23 protein-coding genes and 2 pseudogenes are annotated in these 25,147 nt (G+C 59.9%); 7 read left to right on the forward strand and 18 right to left on the reverse strand.

What is annotated here, in order from left to right; all coding sequences use genetic code 11:
- From tssL to DR88_RS31680, 3 genes and pseudogenes are all read right to left on the reverse strand, one after another.
- Positions 1 to 653 (reverse strand): annotated as a pseudogene (gene tssL / locus DR88_RS12075) (type VI secretion system protein TssL, short form).
- Positions 650 to 1,990, reverse strand: a pseudogene (tssK, locus tag DR88_RS0126045) (type VI secretion system baseplate subunit TssK). The pseudogenes tssL and tssK overlap by 4 nt, the downstream one beginning before the upstream one ends.
- 237 nt (positions 1,991 to 2,227) lie before the next feature.
- Positions 2,228 to 2,446, reverse strand: a complete 219-nt coding sequence (locus DR88_RS31680) for a hypothetical protein (protein WP_153582896.1) — start codon at positions 2,444 to 2,446, stop codon at positions 2,228 to 2,230.
- 112 nt (positions 2,447 to 2,558) lie between these two features.
- Between DR88_RS31680 and DR88_RS12070 the strand changes: the two genes are divergently transcribed.
- A complete protein-coding gene (locus DR88_RS12070) occupies positions 2,559 to 2,888 on the forward strand; it encodes a gamma-glutamylcyclotransferase family protein (RefSeq protein ID WP_002910650.1) in 330 nt (109 codons plus the stop codon).
- Between the two features lie 114 nt (positions 2,889 to 3,002).
- Positions 3,003 to 3,542, forward strand: coding sequence for a DUF2058 domain-containing protein (locus DR88_RS12065; protein ID WP_025862019.1), 540 nt, complete (start codon positions 3,003 to 3,005; stop codon positions 3,540 to 3,542).
- Between the two features lie 25 nt (positions 3,543 to 3,567).
- Here DR88_RS12065 and DR88_RS12060 read toward each other — a convergent pair whose 3' ends face one another.
- Positions 3,568 to 4,266, reverse strand: coding sequence for an RluA family pseudouridine synthase (locus DR88_RS12060; protein ID WP_002910654.1), 699 nt, complete (start codon positions 4,264 to 4,266; stop codon positions 3,568 to 3,570).
- A 190-nt stretch (positions 4,267 to 4,456) separates the two neighbouring features.
- Between DR88_RS12060 and DR88_RS12055 the strand changes: the two genes are divergently transcribed.
- Both DR88_RS12055 and psrA read left to right on the forward strand, forming a co-directional pair.
- On the forward strand, positions 4,457 to 4,939 hold the full coding sequence (locus tag DR88_RS12055; RefSeq protein ID WP_025862018.1) for a cold-shock protein: 483 nt from the start codon (positions 4,457 to 4,459) through the stop codon (positions 4,937 to 4,939).
- 109 nt (positions 4,940 to 5,048) lie between these two features.
- The gene (psrA, locus tag DR88_RS12050) at positions 5,049 to 5,948 is read left to right on the forward strand and encodes an L-proline-binding transcription factor PsrA (protein WP_020801945.1); all 900 of its coding nucleotides are present in this window, start codon (positions 5,049 to 5,051) and stop codon (positions 5,946 to 5,948) included.
- Here the strand turns inward: psrA and DR88_RS12045 are convergent.
- From DR88_RS12045 to DR88_RS12035, 3 genes are all read right to left on the reverse strand, one after another.
- Positions 5,923 to 6,732: a substrate-binding domain-containing protein gene (locus tag DR88_RS12045; RefSeq protein WP_025862017.1), complete on the reverse strand. Its 810-nt coding sequence runs from the start codon at positions 6,730 to 6,732 to the stop codon at positions 5,923 to 5,925. The two genes, psrA and DR88_RS12045, sit on opposite strands and share 26 nt — an antisense overlap.
- Positions 6,733 to 6,743: 11 nt before the next feature.
- The gene (locus tag DR88_RS12040) at positions 6,744 to 8,039 is read right to left on the reverse strand and encodes an MFS transporter (RefSeq protein ID WP_004175494.1); all 1,296 of its coding nucleotides are present in this window, start codon (positions 8,037 to 8,039) and stop codon (positions 6,744 to 6,746) included.
- A gap of 303 nt (positions 8,040 to 8,342) precedes the next feature.
- Positions 8,343 to 9,269 carry a LysR family transcriptional regulator gene (locus tag DR88_RS12035; RefSeq protein ID WP_002910715.1) on the reverse strand — a complete coding sequence of 309 codons (927 nt, stop codon included), beginning with the start codon at positions 9,267 to 9,269 and terminating at the stop codon, positions 8,343 to 8,345.
- Positions 9,270 to 9,367: 98 nt separating this feature from the next.
- Between DR88_RS12035 and DR88_RS12030 the strand changes: the two genes are divergently transcribed.
- Positions 9,368 to 9,844, forward strand: a complete 477-nt coding sequence (locus DR88_RS12030; protein WP_025862016.1) for a GNAT family N-acetyltransferase — start codon at positions 9,368 to 9,370, stop codon at positions 9,842 to 9,844.
- Between the two features lie 49 nt (positions 9,845 to 9,893).
- Here the strand turns inward: DR88_RS12030 and pckA are convergent, their stop codons facing one another.
- Positions 9,894 to 11,537, reverse strand: a complete 1,644-nt coding sequence (gene pckA, locus DR88_RS12025; RefSeq protein WP_004148802.1) for a phosphoenolpyruvate carboxykinase (ATP) — start codon at positions 11,535 to 11,537, stop codon at positions 9,894 to 9,896.
- A gap of 283 nt (positions 11,538 to 11,820) precedes the next feature.
- Between pckA and DR88_RS12020 the strand changes: the two genes are divergently transcribed.
- Positions 11,821 to 12,714 carry a LysR substrate-binding domain-containing protein gene (locus DR88_RS12020; RefSeq protein WP_002910720.1) on the forward strand — a complete coding sequence of 298 codons (894 nt, stop codon included), beginning with the start codon at positions 11,821 to 11,823 and terminating at the stop codon, positions 12,712 to 12,714.
- A 5-nt stretch (positions 12,715 to 12,719) separates the two neighbouring features.
- Here the strand turns inward: DR88_RS12020 and DR88_RS12015 are convergent, their stop codons facing one another.
- The 5 genes from DR88_RS12015 to DR88_RS11995 all read right to left on the reverse strand — a co-directional run bounded on the left by DR88_RS12015 (position 12,720) and on the right by DR88_RS11995 (position 17,686).
- Positions 12,720 to 13,439, reverse strand: coding sequence for an ABC transporter ATP-binding protein (locus DR88_RS12015; RefSeq protein ID WP_004175491.1), 720 nt, complete (start codon positions 13,437 to 13,439; stop codon positions 12,720 to 12,722).
- Positions 13,436 to 14,311 carry an ABC transporter ATP-binding protein gene (locus DR88_RS12010; RefSeq protein WP_004148803.1) on the reverse strand — a complete coding sequence of 292 codons (876 nt, stop codon included), beginning with the start codon at positions 14,309 to 14,311 and terminating at the stop codon, positions 13,436 to 13,438. The genes DR88_RS12015 and DR88_RS12010 overlap by 4 nt, the downstream gene beginning before the upstream one ends.
- The gene (gene livM / locus DR88_RS12005) at positions 14,308 to 15,594 is read right to left on the reverse strand and encodes a high-affinity branched-chain amino acid ABC transporter permease LivM (protein WP_004148804.1); all 1,287 of its coding nucleotides are present in this window, start codon (positions 15,592 to 15,594) and stop codon (positions 14,308 to 14,310) included. Before livM ends, DR88_RS12010 begins: the two co-directional genes overlap by 4 nt.
- 9 nt (positions 15,595 to 15,603) lie before the next feature.
- Positions 15,604 to 16,518 carry an ABC transporter permease subunit gene (locus DR88_RS12000; RefSeq protein ID WP_025862014.1) on the reverse strand — a complete coding sequence of 305 codons (915 nt, stop codon included), beginning with the start codon at positions 16,516 to 16,518 and terminating at the stop codon, positions 15,604 to 15,606.
- 109 nt (positions 16,519 to 16,627) lie between these two features.
- A complete protein-coding gene (locus DR88_RS11995; protein ID WP_164993474.1) occupies positions 16,628 to 17,686 on the reverse strand; it encodes a branched-chain amino acid ABC transporter substrate-binding protein in 1,059 nt (352 codons plus the stop codon).
- 289 nt (positions 17,687 to 17,975) lie between these two features.
- Between DR88_RS11995 and DR88_RS30835 the strand changes: the two genes are divergently transcribed.
- Positions 17,976 to 18,122: a hypothetical protein gene (locus DR88_RS30835; RefSeq protein ID WP_004225356.1), complete on the forward strand. Its 147-nt coding sequence runs from the start codon at positions 17,976 to 17,978 to the stop codon at positions 18,120 to 18,122.
- A 51-nt stretch (positions 18,123 to 18,173) separates the two neighbouring features.
- On the opposite strand, the gene pflB is transcribed toward DR88_RS30835, so the two are convergent.
- From pflB to tdcA, 5 genes are all read right to left on the reverse strand, one after another.
- Positions 18,174 to 20,468 carry a formate C-acetyltransferase gene (gene pflB / locus DR88_RS11990; protein WP_004152312.1) on the reverse strand — a complete coding sequence of 765 codons (2,295 nt, stop codon included), beginning with the start codon at positions 20,466 to 20,468 and terminating at the stop codon, positions 18,174 to 18,176.
- Between the two features lie 28 nt (positions 20,469 to 20,496).
- Positions 20,497 to 21,705: a propionate kinase gene (gene tdcD / locus DR88_RS11985; protein ID WP_004148808.1), complete on the reverse strand. Its 1,209-nt coding sequence runs from the start codon at positions 21,703 to 21,705 to the stop codon at positions 20,497 to 20,499.
- A 27-nt stretch (positions 21,706 to 21,732) separates the two neighbouring features.
- A complete protein-coding gene (gene tdcC / locus DR88_RS11980; protein WP_004148809.1) occupies positions 21,733 to 23,064 on the reverse strand; it encodes a threonine/serine transporter TdcC in 1,332 nt (443 codons plus the stop codon).
- A 25-nt stretch (positions 23,065 to 23,089) separates the two neighbouring features.
- Entirely contained in the window at positions 23,090 to 24,079 is a 990-nt protein-coding gene (gene tdcB, locus DR88_RS11975) for a bifunctional threonine ammonia-lyase/L-serine ammonia-lyase TdcB (RefSeq protein ID WP_002910762.1), read from the reverse strand.
- A 93-nt stretch (positions 24,080 to 24,172) separates the two neighbouring features.
- The gene (tdcA, locus tag DR88_RS11970; protein ID WP_002910764.1) at positions 24,173 to 25,114 is read right to left on the reverse strand and encodes a transcriptional regulator TdcA; all 942 of its coding nucleotides are present in this window, start codon (positions 25,112 to 25,114) and stop codon (positions 24,173 to 24,175) included.
- Positions 25,115 to 25,147: the final 33 nt, after the last annotated feature.

Raw genomic sequence — 25,147 nt, forward strand, 5'->3', positions numbered from 1 at the left:
TTATCCCTGCCCTGCTATCTGCGCCACCATCTGTGACAGCATGGCGGAGCAGGTCAACCACAGCGCCGCCAGCGCCACAATGCCAGCCGCCCAGCCGCACCAGTACATCCGCCGTCCGCTGCGCAGCCGGGAGGCACGAACCACCACCGGCGCCTCCTGGGTCAGGCTGAACGGCGGGACCCGCGCGCCAAGCGCTTGCGCCACGTCCTCACGCCGTTCGTCATCCTCGGCGCGGTACTGTCCGACAAATCCCAGCTGTAAAGTACGAAAGAAGCAGGTCAGCACTGCCGCATCCGCCGTGGGCTCTCGCAGCAGCTGGCGGATCCGTTCCCAGAGCTCTTCCCCGGCGTTGAGAGTGCTGAAAAAGCGCGCCTGCAGCGGATCCTTGCGCCACCTGCGGTAGCCATCATCCTGACTGGCGCGGTTGAGGACGCTCTCATCCAGCAGCGCGCAGTAGGCATAGAGCATCTGCTCAGCGCTGGCTTCACTGACTCCCCCGCCGTCAGCGCCTCGCGCGCCTCGGTCACCCATCGGCAGGCCTGGCGATAGAGCGCCTCGCCATCCGTCACCGGCTGGCCGCAGCGTAACTGGCTGACCATCAGCCAGCCCGGGTAAAAAGTTTTGTTGATCAGATCGCTTTCAGAGGTATTCATGAGCGCAGTACCGCAAAGAGTTCAAGTTTCACGTCGCCAAGCGATTCCGGGGTATAGAAGGTGCAGTTGCCGGCCTCCAGCATCGCGCGGGCGGCGTCGGTGGAGAGATCCAGAGCGAAATATTGGTTTTCCAGACGTAGCGGAATGGCCGCCGGCACATGGCTCAGCGGTTTGATCGCGATGCCGCTGAGGGCAATATTGACGACCTCGGCGACATCATCATGGCTACCCGCCTTACAGAGCTGCGGAAAGCGGCTCTGTAGCTGGTGAGGGGGGAGTGAAGAGCGCACCGACAGATAAAAATCCGCCCCCTCGCGCAGCCGCGCATCGTGCAGCCTGCCCCGCCAGATCTCCCGGTCGGCGCCCTGCTCCAGAGCGATGGCGATCACCCTTGAGGGCAGGCTGACTTCGAGCAGCGTATCCAGCAGGGCAAACAGCGGCGGGAATACCTGCTCTGGCGAGGCATGCCGGTAGCGGGGGATTGCTTCCAGATGATGTTCAAGGGAGAAAGTCAGCAGACTGCCGGCCAGCCTGGCCAGTTCGCGATAGAGCAGCTCCGGATGGCGCGAAGGGTCCTGATGCAGCTCGCTGAGCACCGGTTCAGCGCTGTTCAGCGCGTTGAGCAGCCAGAACAGGGAAACATCCGCCACGGCAAAATCAGCCATCCGCGCATTGCTTTCACGACGCATGGCCATCAGGCGTCTGCGTCGGGCCTGCAGGCGATGTAACAGCTCGCCCAGCTCGCTGACCAGCGTCGGGCTTGCCGCCAGCGACAGCAGCGGCGGGATGAATTCCGGGTCAACGATCCACTGCCCCTGGGCGTCGCGCACCAGACGCGCTACCGGGCAGGTGAGAAAGGCTGCATTTTACTCGGTGGAGAGACGCAGCGTTAGCGCGTGCCGCAGAACGGCCAGCTCGCTGCGTTCATGGCCGGCCAGCTCCTGGACGGTCACCTGCTCGGCGCGCCAGCGGCGCGGGCGGGCGCTCTCCTGGCCGTCATCAAGATTGCCGCCGCTGGCGCTGAGCAGCGGCAGAGCGAGCAGAACCTCCACGCTGTCCTGCATCACGTCCGATACATCGCGGACCGGTGGCAAAATATCCGCCAACTCGGTGTCAATCAGCGTTCCGTCGGCGAAACGCACGATCAGCCGGGTGGCGTTGAGCCGGGAAAGGGTGAGCGCGCTCGCGTCAAACTCCGCGCGCAATACCCCCCACGGGTGGGCGAGCGCCATGCGGGAGACCGTATCGGCGACGTGCGCGTCCCAGCGGGCCTGTTGCTGAAACTGCTGCGGGACCAGAAAAGCCCCGTCGCGCCATAATGGGCGGAAAATCTTCATTGCACCTCCTGTGCCTTTCACTTTCATTGGTCTGCAGACAGGACCAAATGCCCGGACGGATATCCCTCATCCGCCGTGTGTTCGGCTGGATTTATTACCTGCCGCTTCAGGGAAAGGAAATATCTCCCCTGCCCGCGAGAGTTTCGAAGTCAGATGGTATTTTTTGGTCAAGGGATGTTTATCATAAAGCGAAAGAGTCAGGGGGAGGTAACGCCTGGCCCTAAATAATATCTGAATTCAACCCAAGGTAGCTTTATTGCTCTCGGTCATCACATGTAGAAGGAATATTCCATAAGCGACCCTTTTATTATTTTCCTGTTGAATATTAATTAGCGAATTAATCCCTCCGTCAGGAATATTTATATTTACCTTAAATATAAATAATAATAAAAATATCACCGCAATCGATATACCCTCAGTAGCGCTGAGTCCAGAATCTCCCCCGGCAACTGCCAGATACCCGGAGGAGTGCCCCGCCCCACCCGGCCATTGCCAGGCGCTGCATTACCCCGTATTTTGGTTTCCCGCTCCGCTGTGGGCGGGTATCAGGGCGAACGAGAGAGAGAAAATGAAACCGCTATTTGTCTATGGGACGCTCTGTCCCGGTCGCAGCAATGCGCATATTCTGGAGGCGATCGGGGGCGAGTGGCGTCCCGGCTACGTCACCGGCACCTTTTACGCGCGCGGCTGGGGCGCAGCCGCCGATTTCCCGGGGATCGTCCTCGACGCTCACGGCCCACGGGTCAACGGCTATCTGTTCCTGTCCGATCGGCTGGCGGCGCACTGGCCCATGCTGGACGACTTTGAGGAGGGGTACGATCGGGTGCCGGTGGAAGTGACCACCGACGATGGACAGCAGATCAGCGCCTGGATTTATCAGCTTCAGCCCCGGGGGTAATCCCCCGCCGCGCTGCGCGGCATGGTACAGCAGCCCAGCGCGATCGCGAGTCTGGCGTCGTTTCTGCCAATGCAGGTATACTTGCCAGATGTTTCCTCAGTTTCAGACACGCAGATGACAAAACTCACCTTACAAGAGCAGATGCTCAAAGCCGGCCTGGTCAGCAGCAAAAAAATGGCTAAAGTCCAGAGAACGGCGAAAAAATCCCGCGTTCAGGCCCGTGAGGCCCGGGAAGCGGTGGAAGAAAATAAAAAAGCCCAGCTGGAGCGTGATAAACAGCTTAGCGAGCAGCAAAAGCAGGCGGTGCTGGCGAAAGAGTATAAAGCCCAGGTAAAGCAGCTGATCGAGATGAACCGCATTACGGTCGCCCGGGGCGATATCGGCTTTAACTATACCGATAATAATCTGATCAAAAAAATCATGGTCGACAAGCCCACCCAGACCCAGCTGATTAACGGCCGTCTGGCGATTGCCCGCCTGGCGGTGGATAACAAGCCCGAAGGTGAATATGCGATTATTCCGGCGGTAGTGGCTGAGAAAATTGCCCAGCGCGACGCCAGCAGCATCGTGTTGCACAGCGCCCTGAGTCAGGATGAGCAGGATGAAGACGATCCGTACGCCGACTTTAAGGTGCCCGACGATCTGATGTGGTAACCCCGGGCTTTCCCGCCGCGGGCGATCAAAACGGGCTCGCCTGCTGGATATGCATCGGCTCATGGCTGACGGGGTGGACAAAGCGCAGTTCGCTGGCGTGCAGCATCAGCCGCGGAGCCTGTTCCGTGCCGGGCAGCTCCCGGCCACCGTACAGATCGCAGCCAAGGATCGGATAGCCCAGCAGCTGGCAGTGAATACGCAGCTGATGGGTCCGTCCGGTCTCCGGGGTGAGCGTCACCCGGGTTAACGCCAGCGCCCTCTCGCCTTCTCGCGCCTGATACAGGCGGTCTATGACCCGATAGCGCGAACGCGCCGGTTTGCCGTGGCGGGCGCAGAGCGCCATGCGCGGGAAACGGGCCGGATCTTTGGCGATTGCCGCCTCCACTATCCCCTCATCTTCCGCCAGGTGGCCGCACAGCAGCGCCGTATAGACCTTGTCCACCGTGCGCTGGCTGAACTGTTGGCACAGCAAGGCGTTAATGCCCTTGTTGCGGGCGATCACCATCAGGCCGGAGGTGCCGAAGTCCAGGCGGTGCACCAGGGTGCAGCCCGGAAAGCGCTGAACCAGCCGGTGATGCACGGAGTCGAGGTTGCGCGGATCTTTGCCCGACAGGCTCAGCAGCCCGGCGGGCTTATTGATCAGCACCAGGTGTTCGTCCTGATACAAGAGGGTGATCTGTTCGCGGCACGGCGGTGCGACAAAGGTATCGATAATGGTGGACATCAGGCGGCCCGAAGAAGGAGTGGCTGGCGATAGTACCCCATTTTGCCCACCGGCACGATGCTGGCGCACAATCCGCCCTCGCGGCGGCGTCATTTATCACCCACACTTATCGCAAAGGCATGGCCTGTACAGGCAATGTGCTTTACACTGCGCGCTGCAAAATTTGTGTTAACCAACGAGTAATACGGTAATGGCGATGAACGGAACAATCACAACGTGGTTTAAAGATAAAGGTTTTGGATTTATCAAAGATGAAAACGGCGAAAATCGTTATTTTCACGTGATTAAGGTCGCCAATCCTGATCTTATCAAGAAAGACGCGGCGGTGACTTTCGAACCTACCACCAACAATAAAGGGCTGTCGGCCTACGCGGTGAAGGTCATTCCGGAAAGCAAATATATCTATATTGCCGGCGAGCGGTTGAAGCTGACCTCCATCAAATCCTATGTGGTGTACCGGGAAGAAGAGCCGGTCGAGACCCGCGTCGATAAAGAAAACGCCGTGCTGTCGGTCGGGCTGCTGATGAACAGCATCCGGCCAAAAGCCACGGTGCAGCCGGGAGAGATGCGCTCGGTGAAAAAGCTGGCGAACACCACCTTTCAGGGGACAACCCTGATCTTTTCGGAAGACGAAATCGATATCGATGCCACGGTAAAACTGCTTAAGGTGTAAGCCCTAGCGCGCGGTTTCCCGCGCGCCCGAAGTCCTGCCCGATATGCTACCCGCCATCGCCCCTCGCCGGACGGGGCGATGGCGCCAGAGAGCCGATAAGGATGCCGCCATGCCCGTAAATTTTGACTTCAACGATCTCTACGCCTTTCGCGCCCTGATGGAATATGGCAGTTTTCGGCTGGCGGCCGAATCCATCTGCCTGTCGCAGTCGGCCCTTAGCCGACGCATCGAAAAGCTGGAGACGGCGCTGGGCAACCGGCTGTTCGATCGCACCACCCGGCGGGTGACCCTCACGCTGTATGGGCAAAATTTTGCCGAACGTTCGGAGCAGCTGCTGGCCCATGTCGAGACGGTGCTGGCGGATATCAGCCAGGTCAGCAAGGCGCGCACCGGGCTGGTGACGGTGGCGACAGTGCCTTCCGCCGCCTACTACTTTATGCCGGAAATCATCCGCAGCTTTCAGGCGCGTTATCCCCAGGTGCGCATCCGGTTGATTGACAGCAGCGTCGGGAATGTGATCGAGGCGGTCAGCAGCGGACAGGCTGACTTTGGCCTCTGCTTTGCCAAAAACCTGCCAGCCAGTATCGAATTCACCCCTCTTGCCGACGACCGCTATGTGGCCGCCTGTCGGCACGATCATCCGCTGGCGCGCAACACGCACCTAAGCTGGCAGGCGTATTTTGAACAGGATTATATTGGCCTGGATCGGGTCTCCGGCAACCGGATGCTGCTTGACAGGGAGCTGGCGCATCTGACGCCGGCGCGGCCAAGTATCTGCGAAACCCGCCACGTCACCACGATGCTGGGGATGGTGGAAGCGGGCATCGGCATTGCCGCCGTGCCCGCGATGTCGATGCCCGCCGGGGAGCATTCCGTTCTCCGCGCTGTGCCGCTCACCGACCCGGTGGTCACGCGTACGGTAGGCCTGATCCGCCTCAGCGGCCGTATTCAGTCCTACGTGGCGGCAGAGCTGGAGAAGCTGATTATTGAACAGTATCCTTCTGGCTGACCGGCGCGGCGGCGGCTACGCTTCGCATACCGGTGGCGTGGATGGTCTCCTGCGCCGCCGGTGACGCCAGATACGTCAGCAGCGCCTTGCCTTCCTGCGGGTGGTCGGCGCTGATGGTCACCGCCCCGGCAAAGCGGGTGATGTACTGCAGGTTATCCGGCAGTTCGCCGACGAAGGTTACGCCGGGCACCGGCAGCAGTTCGCTCACCTGCTGAAAACCGATCGCATACCGTCCCTTGGCCACTTCCGAGGCCACCGGAATGCGCTCCACCATCTGCGCTTTAATCTGCATCGCGTCATCAATGCCCAGGGTGTGGAACAGCGTCGAGCTGACATAGCGTCCGCTGGCGCTGTCGGAGTACGCGACCGATGGCGCCGCCAGCAGCGTCGCCCGCAGCTGGTCTGCGTTGTGGATAGCCGGCAGCGGCGCCCCCGCCTTCACCACCACGCCGATCGGCGAGTCGGCCAGCTCCCGGCGCGAATCCGGTTGCGTACGGCCCGCTTTCTCGAGGCTGGTCAGCGCGTCCCCGACCATGATCACCACGTCCGCGTGTTCGCCGCGCGCCAGACGGTTAGGGATCGCCTGCGGCGTTTTTCCCATCGACGGGCCAGGGATCACCACGAGGTGGTTGCCGGTTTGTTTTTCCCACGCCGGGGCCAGCTTTTCCAGCGCCGCTTTGAAGCCGCCGGAGATCATCACGGTGACCTCAGCGGACAACGCGCTGCCGCCGGTGGCGGCCAGCAGCAGCGTGGCTAGCAGGGTTCCTGTCGTTTTACGCATCATCTTCTCCCTGATTAACGTGCCGTCTGCAGCGCAACGGCGCTACGGCGATAGAGGTAGCAAGTGGCCAGCAGACCGCAGATGGCGGCAAAGCTCATCCAGTAGCCGGGAGACGCTTTATCACCGGTATACTCAATCAGCGCCGTGGAAATCACCGGCGTGAAGCCGCCAAACACCGCGGTCGCCAGGCTGTAGGCCAGCGAGAAACCTGCCACGCGCACTTCGGCGGGCATAATTTCGGTCAGCGCCGGGATCATCGCCCCGTTGTACATGCCGTAGATAAACGACAGCCACAGCAGCACGCTCAGCATCATCAAAAAGCTCGGGGCGTTCGCCAGCATGGTCAGCGCAGGCCAGGCGGTAGCCAGCGCCAGCAGGGTCATGGCGATCAGCACCGATCGGCGGCCAAAGCGGTCGGACAGCGCCCCGCCCACCGGCAGCCAGAAGAAGTTGGAAATCGCCACCAGCAGCGTGACCAGCAGGCTGTCAGAGGCGCTGAGCATCAGCACCTTTTTACCAAAGGTCGGGGCATAGACGGTGATCAGGTAGAACGCGGTGGTGGTCATCGCCACCATCATCATCCCGGCGATAACCACCTGCCAGTTCGCCAGCAGGGTGGCGAATACCTGGCGCATCGCCAGATGATGGCGGCGGGCAGTAAACTCCTGGGTCTCCTCCAGCTTACGGCGCAGGATAAAAATGAACGGAACAATCAGGCAGCCGAAAAGGAACGGAATACGCCAGCCCCAGTCGCTGATAGCGCTCGGCTCCAGTACCGCGTTGAGGGCAAAGCCCATCGCGGCTGCCACCATGATGGCAACCTGCTGACTGCCCGACTGCCAGCTGGTGTAAAAGCCTTTGCGGCCCGGGGTGGCGATCTCGGCCAGATAGACCGACACCCCGCCCAGCTCGGCGCCTGCGGAAAAGCCCTGCAGCAGACGGCCGATCAGCACCAGCAGCGGCGCCCACAGGCCAATGGTCTGATAAGAGGGGATCAGCACGATCAGGAAGGTGCCGGTGGCCATGATCGACAGGGTGACGATCAGCCCCTTGCGCCGCCCCACCTTGTCGATATAGGCGCCAAGTACGATAGCGCCGATGGGGCGCATCAAAAAGCCGGCGCCGAAGACCGCGAAGGTCATCATCAGCGAGGCGAATTCACTGCTCGCCGGAAAAAAGGTATGGGCGATGTAGGTGGCATAAAACCCGAACAGAAAAAAGTCGAACTGTTCGAGAAAGTTACCGGACGTGACGCGCAGAATGGCGCCGATCCGGTCACGGGTACTCATCTGTGAGGTTGTTGAATGCATGCAGGTCTCCAGTTTGTTATCCACGCGTTGTCGCGCGCCTGTCGCTGAAGACTGAAACAGAACCGGGAACGAAATAAGCGTAATAAACGCATCCACTAATGCATTTTACGCATGAATAACATTTAACTAATTAACATTACTTTTACATACAATCATTTAACACACACCGTCCTAACCACGCCGCGGGTGACGGCGAAAAAGTCAGTTTTCCGTTTTGTGACCGGGGCCAGGATATGTCGCCGTGGGTTGAAGGCATAAAACCTGGCCTGGGGTAACGAAATACCCTGCCGGCTGGAAAGCGCGTCAGGAAGCGGTGGACTCCCCCACCAGCGTCTGCAACAGGGAGATAAGCCAGCGGGTAGCCTCGCGTTTCCCGCTGCGTTGGTGGGCGTAAATCTTGACGTCAAACGGCGGAACCGGAAACGGCAGCGGGAAAATGGTCAGCCGGGCGGCGCGGGCCATCGTCTCCGCCGCCCGCCGGGGCAGCGCCATCAACAGGTCGCTCTGCTCAATAATAAAGGGCGCGCTCAGCATCGAGGGGGTTTTCATCGCCACCTGCCGCGAATAGCCCTGTCGCTCCAGCTCACAGTCCAGCACCCCCTGCCGCTCATTCCACGGGGTCACCACCAGATGACGGGCCGCAAGGTAGGCGTCCAGGGTCAGCGCCGTCCGGTTGGCCTGGCTGATGACCACATATTCGTCCCGCAGCCAGTTAATCTCCTCAAGATCGGGATGGGCTGGCTCGTCAGGGGTATTGAACCCGAGGGCCAGGTCGACCTCGCCCGCCAGCAGCTCGGTCAGCGCAGGGCTGTGGGGCAGATAACGGAGCTCAAACCGCAGCCCGGGCGCCTCACGCTGCAGGTGATGCATCAGCGTCGGAAAGACGCAGAACGCGGTGAAATCGGTGATCGCAATCTGCATGCAGTCGGTGCTGGCGGCCGGCACAAACGCCGCCGGCGGCGTCAGCTCCTGGTTGAGAAACTTCAGCGCCGAAGCGATAGAGGGCGCCAGCTGGCTGGCATAGACGCTGGGGCACATCCGGTGGCCTTCGCGGTAGAACAGCGGATCGTTGAGGGCGCTGCGCAGCCGGGAAAGCGCATGGCTCAGCGCCGAGGTGCTCATCGCCAGCTCTTCCGCCGCCAGGCGTACCGAGCGGGAGCGATAGACCGCGTCAAAGACCGGCAACAGGTTGAGGTCAATCCGGCGCAGGACAGGATGCATAATATTCATCGTTTGCTGATTTCATTGCACTTAATTCTTTTCACAATACCGCTTATCCTCAGGGTCAGCAATTTTGCTCTCTTTTGACTATGGATACAGGACAACCCATGAGCATCACAATCCGCCAGGCCACCCCGGACGACGCCACCGCTATCTACGACATGATTTATGAACTCGCGGTCTACGAGAAAGCCTCCGAAGAGGTAGTGACGACGCCAGAGGAGATCAGAGAGACACTGTTTGCCAGCGGCAGCAAAACCGAAGCGCTGATCTGCGAGGTGGCGGGTAAAGCGGTGGGCTACGCGGTGTTCTTCACCAGCTACTCCACCTGGCTTGGACGCAATGGTATCTATATGGAGGATCTGTACGTCACCCCCGACTATCGCGGGATCGGCGCCGGAAAAGCGCTGCTGAAAACCATCGCGCAATATGCTGTACAACGTCAGTGCGGGCGTCTGGAGTGGAGCGTGCTCGACTGGAACCAGCCGGCGATTGATTTCTATCTGAGCATTGGCGCGCAGCCGCAGGATGAGTGGGTGCGTTATCGCCTCACTGGCGATGCGCTGCGGGCCTTTGCGGAGTAAAGCGGCTCGCCAGCAGGTCGGCGCCAGGCGTCGACCTGCTGGCCGCGGATCAGGCTTCGACCGCGCTCTTCTGCAGCTGCGGACCGGCCAGCGCCAGACGCGCACCCGCTTCGGTATCGCTGTACTGCTTGAAGTTATCCATAAACAGCTGAGCCAGGCTCTCGGCCTTCTCCTGCCATTTATCCGCTGAACTCCAGCCATTACGCGGATCCAGCACCGCGCTGTCTACCCCTGGAATGCTCTGCGGGATCGCAAGACCGAACACCGGGATGGTCTCCTCGCGCAGCGGGCCGGTAGTGCCGTTGAGGATCGCGCTAATGATGCTGCGGGTATCGCGCAGCGACAGGCGTTTGCCCTCGCCGTTCCAGCCGGTGTTGACCAGCCAGGCTTCGGCACCGGATTCCGCCATCTTCGCCGCCAGGACGCTGGCGTACTGGGTCGGGTGAAGCAGCAGGAACGCCGCGCCATAGCAGGCGGAGAAGGTCGGCGTCGGCTGGGTAATGCCACGCTCGGTGCCCGCCAGCTTCGAGGTGAAACCCGACAGGAAATGGTACTGCATCTGCTCGGTGGTCAGACGGGAGACCGGCGGCAGGACGCCAAACGCATCGGCGGCAAGGAAAATCACCTTCGACGGATGGCCCGCGCGGGACACCGGCTTGACGATATTGTCGATATGCGACAGCGGATAGGAGACGCGGGTGTTTTCGGTTTTGCTGCCGTCGGCATAATCCACGCTGCCGTCAGCGCGCACCACCACGTTTTCCAGCAGCGCATTGCGGCGGATGGCGCCATAAATCTCCGGCTCCGCCTGCGGATCGAGATTGATGGTCTTAGCGTAGCAGCCGCCTTCGAAGTTAAACACGCCGTCATCGTCCCAACCGTGCTCGTCATCGCCAATCAGCTGACGATGCGGATCGGTCGACAGGGTGGTTTTCCCGGTCCCGGAGAGGCCGAAGAACAGCGCCACGTCCCCTGCTTCGCCACGGTTGGCCGAGCAGTGCATCGACGCGATGCCTTTCTGCGGCAGCAGGTAGTTCATGACCGAGAACAGCCCTTTCTTCATTTCGCCGCCGTACCAGGTACCGCCGATGAGCTGAATACGCTCGCTGAGATTAAAGGCGACAAAGTTCTCGGAGTTCATCCCCTGCGCCTGCCAGTTGGCATTGGTGCAGCCCGCGCCGTTGAGCACCACGAAGTCTGGCGTAAAGCTGGCCAGCTCGTCGGCGCTTGGCACGATAAACATGTTTTTGACAAAGTGGGCCTGCCACGCCACCTCGGTGACGAAGCGTACGCCAAGACGGGTGTCCGGGCTGGCGCCGCACCAGGCGTCGATGACGTACAGTTTTTTGCCGCTCAGCTGGCCCGCGACCAGGCTTTTCAGGCTGCGCCACACGTCTGGCGATAACGGTTTGTTGTCGTTGCGGCCGAGGCCGGAGTCTGCCCACCAGACGGTGTCGCGAGTCTGTTCGTCGCGGACGATGTATTTATCGCGCGGCGAACGGCCGGTGAAGATCCCGGTATCAACAGCCACAGCGCCAGAGTCGGTCATCACGCCGCGGGCCGCGCCGGTCAGCTCAGGAGAGGTTTCATGTGCAATAAGCAAATCGTAATCAGGGTTGTAAAAGAATTCGCCGCTTGCATTAATCCCCAGCTCCTGCAGAGCCATTTTTACTGATTCAATTTGTTGTGACATGGAACTCCTGACAAACTATTTAAGGTAAGAGGCCTGGGTTATTCATTGCTTTCGTCATCGTCGCCGGCTATTTAATAAGATAAGTCCTGGACAATGAAATAAAGCAATAAATAACCGTGAGTCGCGATTTCATATCGTGCTCATGTAGGGTCGCCGATATGCATTCATAAATCTCAACTTTCCAAAAAATGTTAACACCTGTCGATAATTATGTTAATTGCATAGTTTCTATGCGCTATGCTAAAATTGCATAGCCTTTATTGCGTTTTTGAGGACTGGATCGGTGTTGGCAAATCTGGAAGTAAAATGGCTGTATGATGTGATTGCCCTCGAGGAGTCGCGCAGCTTTACCCTGGCGGCCAAAGCCCGCAACATCTCTCAGTCCTCGTTCAGTCGACGCATCCAGTCGCTGGAGGCTTCCCTCGGATTCAGCATCTTCGATCGTAGCGCCAACCCTCTGCAGCTGACCAACCGCGGGAAAATTTTTGTCGGCTATGCGCGAAATATGCTCGATGACATGGATTTTCAGATCAGCCGTATTAAAGGCTTAAATAACACTACCCAGAAAATAAGGATCGACGCCGCCCCTTCGCTGTCGGTGTTATTACTGCCCGAGATCATCGCCGGTTACACCGACCGTAAAAATAAGACTTTTCATGTTGAATCGATTAACGTCAACGACGCCGTATTTAACCTGAAAGAGGGAAAAAGCGATTTTATCCTCTCCTTCTATAATGAAGAATTGATGAACTATCCGTTTATTAATCATAAAATTTTTGATTCTTATCTGCACCTGGTCTCCCCCTGCGACGAACATGGCCGCCCGCTGTTTCATTTACATCGCGGCGTGCTGCCGCTGATGAAATACGCCAACGACAGCTATATGGGGCGCCAGGTGAACCAGGTGATCGACCGCACGCCGGAGATCACCTTCTCTCTCACCTTTGTCTCTTCCATGAGCGAGCTGCTCAAGCGCATGATCCTCAATGGCGACGGCGTGGGCTGGCTGCCGCAGTACTCCATTCAGCGCGAGCTGGACGAAGGCCGGCTGACGATCCTCGATGAGAGCCTGTCGCTGCCGATCGGCGCCTGGCTCTACCGCTCCGGCTCGCGGCTTAACCAGGCCGCCGAACGTTTCTGGCAGCACATTAAAACCCGTAACGAACCGCGGGAATAACCCCCTCAGCCGCTGATCCCCAGATATGCCTTACGCACCTCCGGGTCGTTGAGCAGCGTCTGGCCGCTACCGCTCAGGCGGATCTGGCCGTTCACCATCACGTAGGCGCGGTCCGACAGGTTGAGGGCATGGCGGGCATTCTGCTCCACCAGAAACAGCGTCATCCCCTGAGCCGTCAGCTCGCGCAGGATCTGAAAAATCTGCTTCACCACCAGCGGCGCCAGCCCCAGGCTCGGCTCATCCAGCAGCAGCAGGCGCGGTCGGCTCATCAGCGCCCGGGCGATGGCCAGCATCTGCTGCTCGCCGCCGGAGAGGGTCATCGCCCGCTGTCCCCGCCGCTCTTCCAGCCGGGGGAACAGCTGGTACATTCGCGCCTTGTCCTCGGCCTGATAGCGGTTGCCAATGGCAATGGTCCCCATCAGCAGATTTTCCTCGACGGTCATATCGGGAAAGATGCGCCGCCCTTCCGGGGCCTGGGCGATGCCGTTGCTGGCGATAAAGTGGGTCGATTTCCGGCTGATCGCCTCCCCGCGATAGAAAATCTCCCCGCCGGCAATGCGCGGCTGGCCGAAGACCGACATCAGCAGCGTTGATTTACCGGCGCCGTTGGCGCCGATCAGCGCCACCGTCTCCCCCTCGTTGACGGTGAGGGAGACCTGCTTCAGGGCCTGGATCGGCCCGTAGAAGACATCCACCTCATTAAAGGCAAGCAAAGGCTGGCTCATCGGCGCGTCTCCTCTTCCTCAGCGCCAAGATAGGCGGCAATCACACTGGCGTTGGCCTGGATCGCCTGCGGCGCGCCGCGGGCGATGACGTCCCCGTGATCGAGGACGATGATATGATCCGAAATCTCCATCACCATCCCCATATCATGCTCGATCAGTAGCACCGTAATGCCGTGCTGCTGGCGCAGAAAGCGAATAATCCGGCTCAGCGCCTGGGTTTCCACCGGGTTGAGGCCGGCGGCCGGCTCGTCCAGACAGATCATCTCCGGACGGGTGCACATGGCGCGGGCGATCTCCAGCCGCCGCTGCTGTCCGTAGGAGAGGGTCCCCGCCAGACGGTTGGCGCAGTCCACCATCTCCACCACCTCCAGCCAGTAAAAAGCGCGATCCAGCGCCTGACTCTCCGCCTGCCGATACCCACGGGTATTGAGGATCCCGGCCAGCAGATGGCGGTTGACCTGGGTATGCTGGGCCACCAGCAGGTTCTCGATCACCGACATCTCGCGGAATAAACGTATATTCTGGAAGGTGCGCGCCAGGCCAGCGCGGTTCACCAGATGGGTGCCACCGAACATCTTGTAATAGATCCGCCTCCCCAGCTGCGCCGGGTGGAGAAAATCGTCCGGGTGAAGCTTCTGCCCCAGCACCTGAATAACATCGGTGACCTTTTCCCGCGCCCGCAGCACGATACTGCCCCCCGTCGCCCGATAAAAACCGGTCAGGCAATTAAACACCGTGGTCTTGCCCGCGCCGTTGGGGCCGATCAGGGCGGTGATCGACCCCCGCTCCACCTCCAGATTGACATCATTCAGCGCTTTGATGCCGCCGAAATGCATCATCAGATGCTCAACGCGTAAGATGCTGTCGGTCATGGCGCGACTCCTTTTCGCAACGCAACCCCGCTGCGGCTGGTGCGCACCAGGCCGCGCGGCCGCCAGATCATCATCATCACCATCAGCACGCCGAACAGCAGCACCCGATATTCGTCAAAACCGCGCAGCAGCTCCGGGGTGACCGTCAGAACAAACGCCGCCAGTACCACACCCAGGGTGGAGCCCATTCCCCCGAGCACCACAATCGCCAGGATCAGCGCCGACTCAAAAAAGGTGAACGACGTCGGGTTAACAAACCCCTGATAGCTGGCGAAGAACACCCCGGCGATGCCGGCCGTCGACGCGCCGAGCATAAACGCCGAGAGCTTCACCAGCACGTGATTGAGCCCCATCGCTCGACAGGCGATCTCATCCTCGCGCAGCGCCTCCCAGGCGCGGCCGATGGGCATCCGCGTCAGGCGATGCTTCACCAGCAGCACCAGCATCACCACCAGACACAGCACGGCGTAGAGAAAGATGAATTTCAGGTTGGGGTTGTAGCTGACGTGGAAAAACTCATGGATGGGGATGCCGCCATCTTTCGCCCGGCGGGTAAACTCGAGGCCAAACAGCGTGGGGGATGGCACCGGTACGCCGTTAGGGCCCCCGGTGAAGCTCACCCAGTTGTTGAGCACCAGGCGGATAATTTCGCCAAAGCCGAGGGTGACGATGGCCAGATAGTCGCCATGCATACGCAGCACCGGAAAGCCCAGCAACGCCCCGGCGAGAGCCGCCATCACCGCCCCCAGCGGCAGCATCGCCCAGAAGCCAAGTCCCAGGTACTGGTAGCCCAGCGCCAGGCCGTAGGCGCCGATGGCGTAAAACGCCACATAGCCCAGATCGAGCAGGCCCGCGAGGCCCACCACAATATTCAACCCCAGGCCAAGCAGAACGTAGATCAGCCCAAGAATGGCCACGGTCAGCAGATATTTTGTGGCGAGAAACGGAAAGACAATGGCCAGCCCCACCAGCAGCGGTATTATCCAGCGCAGCCGCGAGCGGTAGCCCGGCGGCCGGACGTACACCCCGTCATCCGCCCCCTCAAAGCGGGCAATAAAGGCTTTTCCCCTGTGGCTCTGCAGCAGCAGACTGAGCGCCAGCCTGCCGGCCATCACCACCGCCACCAGAATCGCCACCCGCGCAGGCGCGAGGGTAAAACCATACCCTTTGAGCACCACGCCGACGATCGGGCCAAAGACAATTAACGCGCAAAGGCCGGCCAGTACGCTGTCGATCAGTGCATTTTGGATAGCCCGCGCAGGCTGGCGCGTAATTTCACCCATAAAGCCTCCTTAGACCCTGGCCACCAGCGGACGTCCCAGCAGCCCCTGCGGGCGAAAAATCAGGATCGCCACCAGCAGCGCAAAGGAAAAGACATCTTTGTAATCCGAATTCACCAGCCCGGCGAACTGGGCTTCGGCCACCCCAAGCAGCAGACCACCCAGCATCGCGCCAGGCAGCGAGCCGATCCCGCCCAGCACCGCGGCGGTGAAGGCTTTGATGCCGATAATAAATCCGATATAGAAGTCGAAGGTGCCGTAGTTCATGGTCACCAGCACGCCGGCCAGACCGGCCATCGCCGCGCCGATGACAAACACCAGGGAGATCACCCGGTCGGTATTGATGCCAAGGATCGCCGCCATGCGCCGGTCCTGCTGGGTGGCGCGGCAGATGCGCCCCAGCCGGGTATACTGAATAATCCAGGTCAGGATCAGCATCCCCACCAGCGCCGCGACGAGAATAAACACCTTGGTCCAGGTGATCTGCACCACCCCATCGCCCACCGTCATGCGCAACGCGCCGCTAAGCAGCGTCGGGATCCCCTGCTGGTTCGGCCCCTGGCTCAGCTGGACATAGTTCTGCAGGATCAGCGACATCCCGATAGCCGAGATCAGCGGCGCCAGCCGCGTCGAGTTGCGCAGCGGCCGGTAGGCGATGCGCTCGATCGCCCAGCCGTATACGCCGGTGACCACGATGGTGAACACCAGAGTGGCGAAAATCAGCAGCGGAAAGGAGTGGATCCCGAAGAAAGAGAGCAGCGCCAGGCCGATGGCGCACAGGTAGGCGGAGACCATATACACCTCGCCGTGGGCGAAGTTGATCATGCCGATGATCCCATACACCATGGTGTAGCCGATGGCGATTAAGCCGTACACTGCGCCCAGCGTCAGCCCATTGATCAGTTGTTGCAGAAAAAACGCCGTCATAGCCCCTCCAGCCGCCAGGCAGACGGCCGCCGGGTTCCGTTCCCGGTCAACCGTCGTCATGTGACAATTCGCAAGTCAAAAGGACAGAGCGTCCTCAGGTCGTGGCCGATCAGAGCTGGTGATATTTGCCCTTGTCGTCCCACTGATAGACCACGTAGTCGGACACCTTGAGGTCGCCTTTGCCATCCCAGGCTTTCTTGCCCATCACCGTCTCGACGTCGTGGCTCTTCAGCCAGTCGCTGGCTTTGGCGTTATCGGTACCGACGGCATTCCAGGCCGCGGCGATAGCCTGAATGGAGGCGTAGGCGTAGAGGGTATAACCTTCCGGCTCAAAGCCGCTGGCGCGGAACTTCTCGATCACCGCTTTGCCGTCCGGGAGGGTGCGCGGATCCTGACAAAAGGTCATCAGCACGCCGTTGGTGAACTGCGGCCCGCCGGCGGCCGTGACCAGCTCCTCGGTGACGATACAGTCGCCGGAGAAGAATTTGGCCTGCACCCCCTGCTCGCGCATCTGGCGCACCAGCGGGCCCGCTTCCGGATGGCAGCCGCCAAAGTAGACCACGTCCGGCTTGAGGGCGCCGATCTTGGTCACCAGGGCGTTAAAGTCTTTTTCACCGCGGGAAAGGCCTTCGTACAACACTTCTTTCGTACCCCGCTTCGCCAGCGCCGCGCGGGTGGCATCGGCCAGCCCCTGACCATAGGTGTCTTTATCGTGGATGACGGCGATTTTCTTCGCCTTCAGCACGTCCAGCATATAGTTGGCGGCGATCGCCCCCTGCTGATCGTCACGACCACACATGCGGAAGAGATCTTTCATGCCGCGCTCGGTGATCTGCGGGTTGGTCGAGCCGGGGGTAATGGTCAGGATCCCGGCTTCGTCATATACCTCGGAGGCCGGCATCGTTGAGGAAGAGCAAAAGTGCCCCACCACGGCGGAGACTTTCGCTTCATCCACCAGCCGGTTGGCCACCGCCACCGCCTGCTTCGGTTCGCACGCGTCATCCCCCTGCACCAGCACAATCTTTTCGCCTTTGATGCCGCCGGCGGCATTGATATCGGCCACCGCCTGCGAGGCTCCCTTCCAGTACTGGGCGCCGTAGGTGGCGTTGGGGCCGGTAAAGGGCCCGGCGACGCCGATCTTCACGTCTGCCTGGGCGTAAAAGGCCATGCTCATACAACCTGCTATCACAACATGAAGCGTCATTGTTTTCAGTTTCAAAGACATTCGGATATTCCTCAGCGATGTAAAGCCTGGCGTCATGGAATGACGCAGAAAATATCACTTACCGTGTGGTGCCGACGTTGGCGCAGCGCCAGGACGGCCAGGGTGGAAGAAGCAAAAATCCCGCCAGGAAGGAGTGGAACACCGGAGAACAGTCGCCCCGGTCGGTACGCACGCGACGGCAACCCGTGCCGCATCCGGCAAGGGCGCATTCCCTTTCAGGTCAGGAGATCGGTTGCCATCACGTGGCGAGCCGGACAACGCGGTATCCGTACCGGCCCGTGAGCTAAACATAGATGCAGTTAGCGGTCGCTGCGCGCCAGCGTGGTGCAAAAATGCGAATATGATCAACAGTGGTGATTATTTTGTTGCGGTAATGTGAAGATGATAACAGGAGAGCCCGTTAAAGGCTCTCCTGTGACCCGGTGGCCGCTCAGAGTTGACTGGTGAACGTTCGGGAGATCACATCCTGCTGCTGTTCGCGGGTCAGCGCGTTAAAGCGGACCGCATAGCCGGAGACGCGGATCGTCAGATTCGGATACTGCTCCGGGTGTTCTATCGCATCGAGCAGCTTTTCCCGGTTCAGCACATTGACGTTGAGATGCTGTCCCCCCTCCACCGTCTCCTCGTGGTGGAAGTAGCCGTCCAGCAGGCCCACCAGGTTGTTTTCCTGCGCTGACGGGGCTTTGCCGAGCGCCGCCGGCACGATGGAGAAGGTATACGAGATGCCATCTTTGGCGTAGGTAAACGGCAGTTTCGCCACCGAGGTCAGCGACGCCACCGCCCCTTTCCGGTCGCGGCCATGCATCGGATTGGCCCCCGGAGCGAACGGCGTCCCCGCCCGACGTCCGTCCGGGGTGTTGCCGGTTTTCTGGCCGTATACCACGTTGGAGGTGATGGTCAGGATCGACTGGGTCGGCACCGCCTGACGCCAGGTGGGGAGCGCCTGAATTTTGCGCATAAAGCGCTCCACCAGGTCGCAGGCAATGGCATCGACCCGATCGTCGTTGTTGCCGTACTGCGGATAGTCGCCTTCAATGACAAAGTCCACCGCCAGCCCGTGGTGATCGCGCACCGGCTTCACCCGGGCGTACTTTATCGCCGACAACGAATCCGCTGCCACCGACAGGCCGGCGATGCCGCAGGCCATCGTGCGGTAGACGTCGCGGTCGTGCAGGGCCATCAGCGCCGCCTCGTAGCTGTACTTATCATGCATGCAATGGATGATGTTCAGCGCGCTGATGTACTGCACCGCCAGCCAGTCCATAAAGTGGTCGAGGCTGGCCATCACGGTGTCGTAGTCCAGCACCTCATCGCGCAACGGTGCGGTTTTCGGCCCCACCTGAATCTTCAGTTTCTCATCCACCCCGCCGTTAATCGCGTAGAGCAGCGTTTTGGCGAGATTGGCGCGGGCGCCGAAGAACTGCATCTGCTTGCCGATCACCATCGGGCTGACGCAGCAGGCGATGGCGTAGTCGTCGCTGTGAAAATCGCTGCGCATCAGATCGTCGTTCTCATACTGCAGCGACGAGGTGGCGATAGAGACCCGGGCGGCATATTTTTTAAACGCCGCCGGCAGCGCTTGCGACCAGAGCACGGTCAGGTTCGGCTCCGGCGCCGGGCCCATGGTATGCAGAGTATGCAGATAGCGGAAGGTGGTTTTGCTGACCAGGGTGCGACCATCCAGCCCCATGCCGCCCAGCACCTCCGTCGCCCAGATGGGATCCCCGGAGAACAGCGAATCAAATTCCGGGGTGCGCAGGAAACGCACCATGCGGATCTTCATGATGAAGTGGTCAATGAGCTCCTGGGCCTGCTCCTCATTCAATAAACCGGCGCGCAGATCGCGTTCGATATAGATGTCGAGGAAGGTGGCCGTGCGCCCCAGCGACATGGCGCCGCCGTTCTGCGACTTCACCGCCGCCAGGTAGGCGAAGTAGAGCCACTGCACCGCCTCCCGGGCAGTGCGCGCCGGGTGAGAGATATCGCAGCCGTAGCGGGCCGCCATCTCCTGCATCTGCAGCAGCGCGCGCCGCTGTTCGGCCAGCTCCTCGCGCAGGCGCAGGGTGGCCTCCAGCGCCTCGCCGCGCTCAAGGGCCGGCTGCAGGTCGGCAAACTGCAGCTCACGTTCGCGGACCAGGTAGCGAATGCCGTACAGCGCCACGCGGCGGTAATCGCCGATGATCCGTCCGCGGCCATAGCCGTCCGGTAGCCCGGTCAGCACCCCGGATTTGCGGCAGCGCAGCATATCCGGGGAATAGACGTCAAAAACGCCCTGATTGTGGGTCTTACGCAGCGCCGTAAACTGATACTCAAAGTCAGGATCCATTTCGCGACCATAGGCCTCGAAGGCGCTTTTGATCATCTTGATGCCGCCAAAAGGATGCAGGGCGCGCTTCAGCGGCTGGTCCGTTTGCAGGCCGACGATCTTTTCCAGCGGCTGGTTGATATAGCCCGCCGCGTGGGCGGTGATGGAGGTGGCGACATTGGTGTCGAAATCCACCGGCGCATGGGTGGCGTTCTCGACGCGTATCCCGGCCATCACCTGCTCCCAGAGGGCGGTGGTCGCTGGCGTCGCGTTAGCGAGGAAAGACTCATCGCCCTCGTAAGGGGTGTAGTTATGCTGAATAAAGTCGCGAACGTCGATCTGCGTTTGCCACGCCGTACCGCGAAAGCCCAGCCAGGCGTCGGCGTATCGTACATCCTGGGTATCGATATCTACTTTCATGAACATCGTCTCTCTACAGAATAAAAAGTCAGGCCAGCGCCACCGCGGTGTGGATCCGGCCTAAGCGGATCGCATCGAGGGCAATCATGCGCTCTTCATTGGTAGGAATAACCGCGCAGCGCACCCGGCTGCCGTCGGCGGAGATCAGGCGCTCGCCGGCCGAATTGGGCTGCTGATTGCGGGCGGCGTCCATCGCAAGGCCAAAGACCGCCAGCCGCTCGCTCACCAGCCGACGGATCAGCACCGAGTTCTCGCCAATCCCGCCGGTGAAAATAATGCCGTCGAGACGCTGCAGCGCCGCGGCGTGGCCGGCAATATGGCGGGCGATACGATGGACAAAGGTTTTAATCGCCAGGCGGGCGCGGGCATGGCCCTCATGCCACGCCTGCTCCAGCACCCGCAGGTCGGAGGAAAGACCGGAGATCCCCAACAGGCCGGAGGCGGTGTTGGCTACCCGCTCCAGGTCGCTGAGGGTCTGCCGGGTTTCCCCGGCAATCCACGCCATGGCGCCGAAGTCGACATCACCGCTGCGGGTGCCCATCATCAGCCCCTCCAGCGGCGTCATCCCCATCGAGGTGTCCACGCTGCGGCCGTTACGCACCGCGCAGATCGAGGCGCCATTGCCCAGGTGGGCGATCACCAGGCCGCTCTCCTGCTCCGGCAACCCGAGCAGCGCCAGGGCGCGCTGGGACACATAGCGGTGCGAGGTGCCGTGGAAACCGTAGCGGCGTACCCCGAGATTCTGGTAATACTCCCACGGCAGACCATAGAGAAAAGCTTCCGGGGCCAGGGTCTGGTGAAAGCTGGTATCAAAGACCGCCACCTGCATCACCTCCGGGAACAGCCGCTGCGCCGAGGCGATGCCGCTGAGACTGGCGTAGTTATGCAGCGGGGCCAGGGACGATACCTGGCGAATGTTATTGATAACCTCCTCGCTAATAATGACCGACTCGGTGAACAGGTCGCCGCCGTGGGCGACGCGGTGGCCAATCAGGGCCACGCTGTCGATGAGGTCGCGTTGGGCTAATGCTCCGGCAATCGCCTGCAGGGCGCCTTCGTAGCCGCGCTGCGCCAGCGCCACCGGCTCGCCGCCGTTGAGCGAGAGAGACGCCCGTTCCGCGTTGATGCCCTCGGCCACGCCGTTGAGCAGGCAGTCGCAGCTTGCGGCGTCCAGGACGGAAAATTTGATCGACGACGAGCCGCAGTTAATCACCAGTACTACCGGAAATTCAGTCATGTTGTACTCCGCGTGGCCTGAGCCGGATTAGAACAGTTTGTAAGCAATGTTGAGGATGGTCAGCAGACCGATAGCGGTCACAAAGAGGTTGTCGAGACGGCCACGGTATTTGGCCAGCGAAGGCGCTTTACGAATGGCGTACATCGGCAGCAGGCACAGCAGCGAGGCGATAATCGGCGCGCCCATGGCCTCAATCAGGTCGAGGATATTGGGGTTGGCATACGCCACCACCCAGGTCGAGCCCATGATGAACACCATGCTCAGGGTATTGAGCTTGCCGCTGGAGACCCGGGTTTTATCCCCTTTATAGCCAAAGCGCAGGATCAGACCGTTCAGCCCTTCGAGCGTGCCGAGATAGTGGCCGAAAAACGATTTGAAGATGGCCACCAGGGCGATGATCGACGCGCCATACTCCAGCAGGGCGGCAAAGGTGGATTTGGTGCCCGACATCGAGGCAAAGTGGTTCGCCAGATAGGAGAGCACCGGGATATTCTGGGCCTTGGCGTCCGCCATGTTCTGCGGTGAGAGGGTAAACAGGCAGCTGAAGGCGAAGAACATCACCACCGCCACCATCAGCATGCTGGCCCGGGAGATGATCTGTGAGCATTTGCGTTCGGTATACTCGCGGCCAAACTGCGCTTCATACTCTTCGCGTTTGGAGACCACAAACGAGGAGACGATCGGCGAGAAGTTGAAGGAGAACACCATGATGGAGATGCCCAGCCATACCGTCACCAGAATGCCGTCGTGACCGGTTAAGGCGATATCGCTGAGGTTGACCTGGTCAATCACTGCGCTATTCCAGTAGGGGATCAGGGACAGGGAGATCACCACCAGGCTGGCGATAAACGGCCACACCAGATAGCTCATCACCTTGACCATCAGGTCTTTACCAAACCAGATGACAAACGCCATCAGCAGCAGCAGGAGCAGCGCCACCACCCCGCGGTTGAGAGCCGGCATCTGCAGCTGGTTCTCCCAGAAAGTCATAAAGGTATTGGTGATCGTGACGCCATAAATCCACAGCAGTGGGCAGATGGCGAAGAAGTACAGAAAGGTGATCACCACCCCGCCGGTTTTGCCAAAATGCTCTTCCACCGTTTCGGTGATATTGCCGGAGGGGTTAGCCCCCGACAGGCATAGCCGGGCCAGGGCCCGATGGCAATAAAAGGCGATGGGATAGGCCAGCACCAGCATCACCAGGATCGGGATCAGCCCGCCGAAGCCGGCGCGGATCGGGAAAAACAGCACCCCGGCGCCGATAGCGGTGCCAAACAGGCCCAGGGTCCAGGTGGTGTCAGATTTACGCCAGGACGAAAGGCTTGTCTGGCTGGATGCAATGCTCTCAGTCGTACTCATATCCTGTCCTCACTTATGTATTGAATTAAGCGTCAACAAAACCGGTAATTTGCGATACCCGGGAGAGATCGATATTGCCCCCGGAAATCAGGCTGACCGTTTTGCGGTTCTGGATATAGCTGTCGAGTTTGCCGCTTAATAACGCGGCGCAGGCTAACGCCCCGGCCCCTTCGGTGATCACTTTATTGCGCTGAATTAAGGCGACCATGCTCTGGCGAATGTCGTCCTCACTCACTAGGACGATGTCATCCACCAGCTGGCGGGCGATTTCATAGGTCAGTTTCCCCGGGCGGGCGACGTCGCAACCATCGGCTAAGGTGCCGGCGTGGCGATGGCTGGTGATTTCCCCGGCATACCAGGAGGCGGCCATGCCGTGAACATTCTCCGACTGCACGCCGATAATGCGGATTGTCGGGTTAATGGATTTAATCGCAATCGCGATACCGGCAATTAAGCCGCCGCCGCCAATGGGCACGATGACATTATCCACGTCATACAGATCTTCTAATATTTCGAGTCCAATCGTCCCCTGCCCGGCGATAACCTGCGGGTCGTCATAGGGGGGAATAAAAATGCGGCCCTCAAGTTCAACAATATCGCTGGCTTTGGCGAGGGTATCGTTAAAGTTATCGCCATGTAGCACCACTTCCGCCGAATAATCACAGGTGGCGGCAACTTTCGATTTCGGCGCCCCTTTCGGCATCACTACTTTCCCGTCAATGCCTAGCATGGCGCAGGAGAGCGAGACGCCCTGGGCGTGGTTGCCCGCTGAGCAGGCCACCACCCCTTTGCGTTTTTCCGCCGCGGTTAAACCGCACAGTTTATTAAAGGCGCCGCGAATTTTAAATGAACCCGTGCGCTGCATATTTTCGAATTTAAGAAATATTTCGCCCTGGCAGCGCTCGCTAAAATAATTCGAACGGGGCATACCTGTTTTATATATTTTTCCCGCGAGGCGTTGTTTCGCTTCGAGAATATCGTCAATAGATACCGGAAGATCGTAGGTAATATGCATTATGGCCTCTGTATCTTAATATAAAGTCAATGACCGGGCGTCATCCTGCTGATAACAGCGAGGACGTGTGTTGGATTATTTAACGACTTTCAGTTACGCAATAATTTGTAATGGCTGCCAGTGGCGGTTGCCCTGCCCCGAGGAATAGTGTTTCGCCATCTCCACCAGCGACGCCGCGGCGGTTTTTAACCGGTAATTTTTCGACCATACCGCCGCATAGCGCGCCACCGGCAAGGCCTCTTTAATGGGGATGGTGACAAACTGGCTCGAGCCAAACGGCGTGGTCATGTCGCAGGGGATCACCGTCAGAAAATCGGCATTGAGCACCAGGTTATAGATCGTCACCACCGAATCGGTATTAACGATATTTTCACGGCGGATACCGCTGCGCTGCAGGGTGGTCAGCAGTTCGCTGTAGTAGCCCATATTGGTCTCCGGCAGCACCCACTGCTCGTGCTGGAGCGAGGCCAGGCGGACGGTGCCGTTGCCGATCCGCGCCCGGTTCGCCACCAGCACAAACTCAGACTCAAACAGCGGCTCGACGTGCAGGTCCTGCAGTTTCATCTCATCGCTCAGCGTCCCGATGGCGAAGTCGAGGCGCCCGTCGCGGATTGCCGGCAAAAAGGCGGAGAGCTGCGCCTCATACATCGAGACCCGCGCCTTGGGGAAAGTCATTTTAAACTGATGCACCATCTCCGACATAAAGGTAAACCCGACCAGCGAAGGGAAACCAAAGGAGACATCCACCACCGCGCTGTTGGTCAGAGCATTCATTTCATTGACCATATTTTTCATTTCACGGGTGATCGCTTCTGACCAGTTGAGAAATACCTGCCCGGCCTCGGTGAGCGAGACGCCGGTATTTCGCCGGACGATTAATTCGCTGCCAAAATAACTCTCCATGTCGCCAATAATTTTACTGACCGCCGGCTGAGTGAGTCCTAACGCTTTTGCTCCGGCCCCGATTGACCCGCTGCGGATCACTTCCTGGAAAACTACCAGATGCTGTGTTTTAGGCAGAGAAAAAGTATTCATCGCGTCTCACTTTCATTCCTTTGTTGACGGCGG

It is taken from the genome of Klebsiella pneumoniae (genome assembly GCF_000742135.1).
Taxonomy (GTDB): domain Bacteria; phylum Pseudomonadota; class Gammaproteobacteria; order Enterobacterales; family Enterobacteriaceae; genus Klebsiella; species Klebsiella pneumoniae.

Excerpts from the sequence above, each read along its gene's own strand:
- DR88_RS12070 (WP_002910650.1), top strand. The coding sequence starts at position 2,559 with ATGAAACCGCTATTTGTCTATGGGACGCTCTGTCCCGGTCGCAGCAAT.
- DR88_RS12065 (WP_025862019.1), top strand. The coding sequence starts at position 3,003 with ATGACAAAACTCACCTTACAAGAGCAGATGCTCAAAGCCGGCCTGGTC.
- DR88_RS12060 (WP_002910654.1), bottom strand. The coding sequence starts at position 4,266 with ATGTCCACCATTATCGATACCTTTGTCGCACCGCCGTGCCGCGAACAG.
- DR88_RS12055 (WP_025862018.1), top strand. The coding sequence starts at position 4,457 with ATGGCGATGAACGGAACAATCACAACGTGGTTTAAAGATAAAGGTTTT.
- psrA (WP_020801945.1), top strand. The coding sequence starts at position 5,049 with ATGCCCGTAAATTTTGACTTCAACGATCTCTACGCCTTTCGCGCCCTG.
- DR88_RS12045 (WP_025862017.1), bottom strand. The coding sequence starts at position 6,732 with ATGATGCGTAAAACGACAGGAACCCTGCTAGCCACGCTGCTGCTGGCC.
- DR88_RS12040 (WP_004175494.1), bottom strand. The coding sequence starts at position 8,039 with ATGCATTCAACAACCTCACAGATGAGTACCCGTGACCGGATCGGCGCC.
- DR88_RS12035 (WP_002910715.1), bottom strand. The coding sequence starts at position 9,269 with ATGAATATTATGCATCCTGTCCTGCGCCGGATTGACCTCAACCTGTTG.
- DR88_RS12030 (WP_025862016.1), top strand. The coding sequence starts at position 9,368 with ATGAGCATCACAATCCGCCAGGCCACCCCGGACGACGCCACCGCTATC.
- pckA (WP_004148802.1), bottom strand. The coding sequence starts at position 11,537 with ATGTCACAACAAATTGAATCAGTAAAAATGGCTCTGCAGGAGCTGGGG.
- DR88_RS12015 (WP_004175491.1), bottom strand. The coding sequence starts at position 13,439 with ATGAGCCAGCCTTTGCTTGCCTTTAATGAGGTGGATGTCTTCTACGGG.
- DR88_RS12010 (WP_004148803.1), bottom strand. The coding sequence starts at position 14,311 with ATGACCGACAGCATCTTACGCGTTGAGCATCTGATGATGCATTTCGGC.
- livM (WP_004148804.1), bottom strand. The coding sequence starts at position 15,594 with ATGGGTGAAATTACGCGCCAGCCTGCGCGGGCTATCCAAAATGCACTG.
- DR88_RS12000 (WP_025862014.1), bottom strand. The coding sequence starts at position 16,518 with ATGACGGCGTTTTTTCTGCAACAACTGATCAATGGGCTGACGCTGGGC.
- DR88_RS11995 (WP_164993474.1), bottom strand. The coding sequence starts at position 17,686 with ATGGCCTTTTACGCCCAGGCAGACGTGAAGATCGGCGTCGCCGGGCCC.
- pflB (WP_004152312.1), bottom strand. The coding sequence starts at position 20,468 with ATGAAAGTAGATATCGATACCCAGGATGTACGATACGCCGACGCCTGG.
- tdcD (WP_004148808.1), bottom strand. The coding sequence starts at position 21,705 with ATGACTGAATTTCCGGTAGTACTGGTGATTAACTGCGGCTCGTCGTCG.
- tdcC (WP_004148809.1), bottom strand. The coding sequence starts at position 23,064 with ATGAGTACGACTGAGAGCATTGCATCCAGCCAGACAAGCCTTTCGTCC.
- tdcB (WP_002910762.1), bottom strand. The coding sequence starts at position 24,079 with ATGCATATTACCTACGATCTTCCGGTATCTATTGACGATATTCTCGAA.
- tdcA (WP_002910764.1), bottom strand. The coding sequence starts at position 25,114 with ATGAATACTTTTTCTCTGCCTAAAACACAGCATCTGGTAGTTTTCCAG.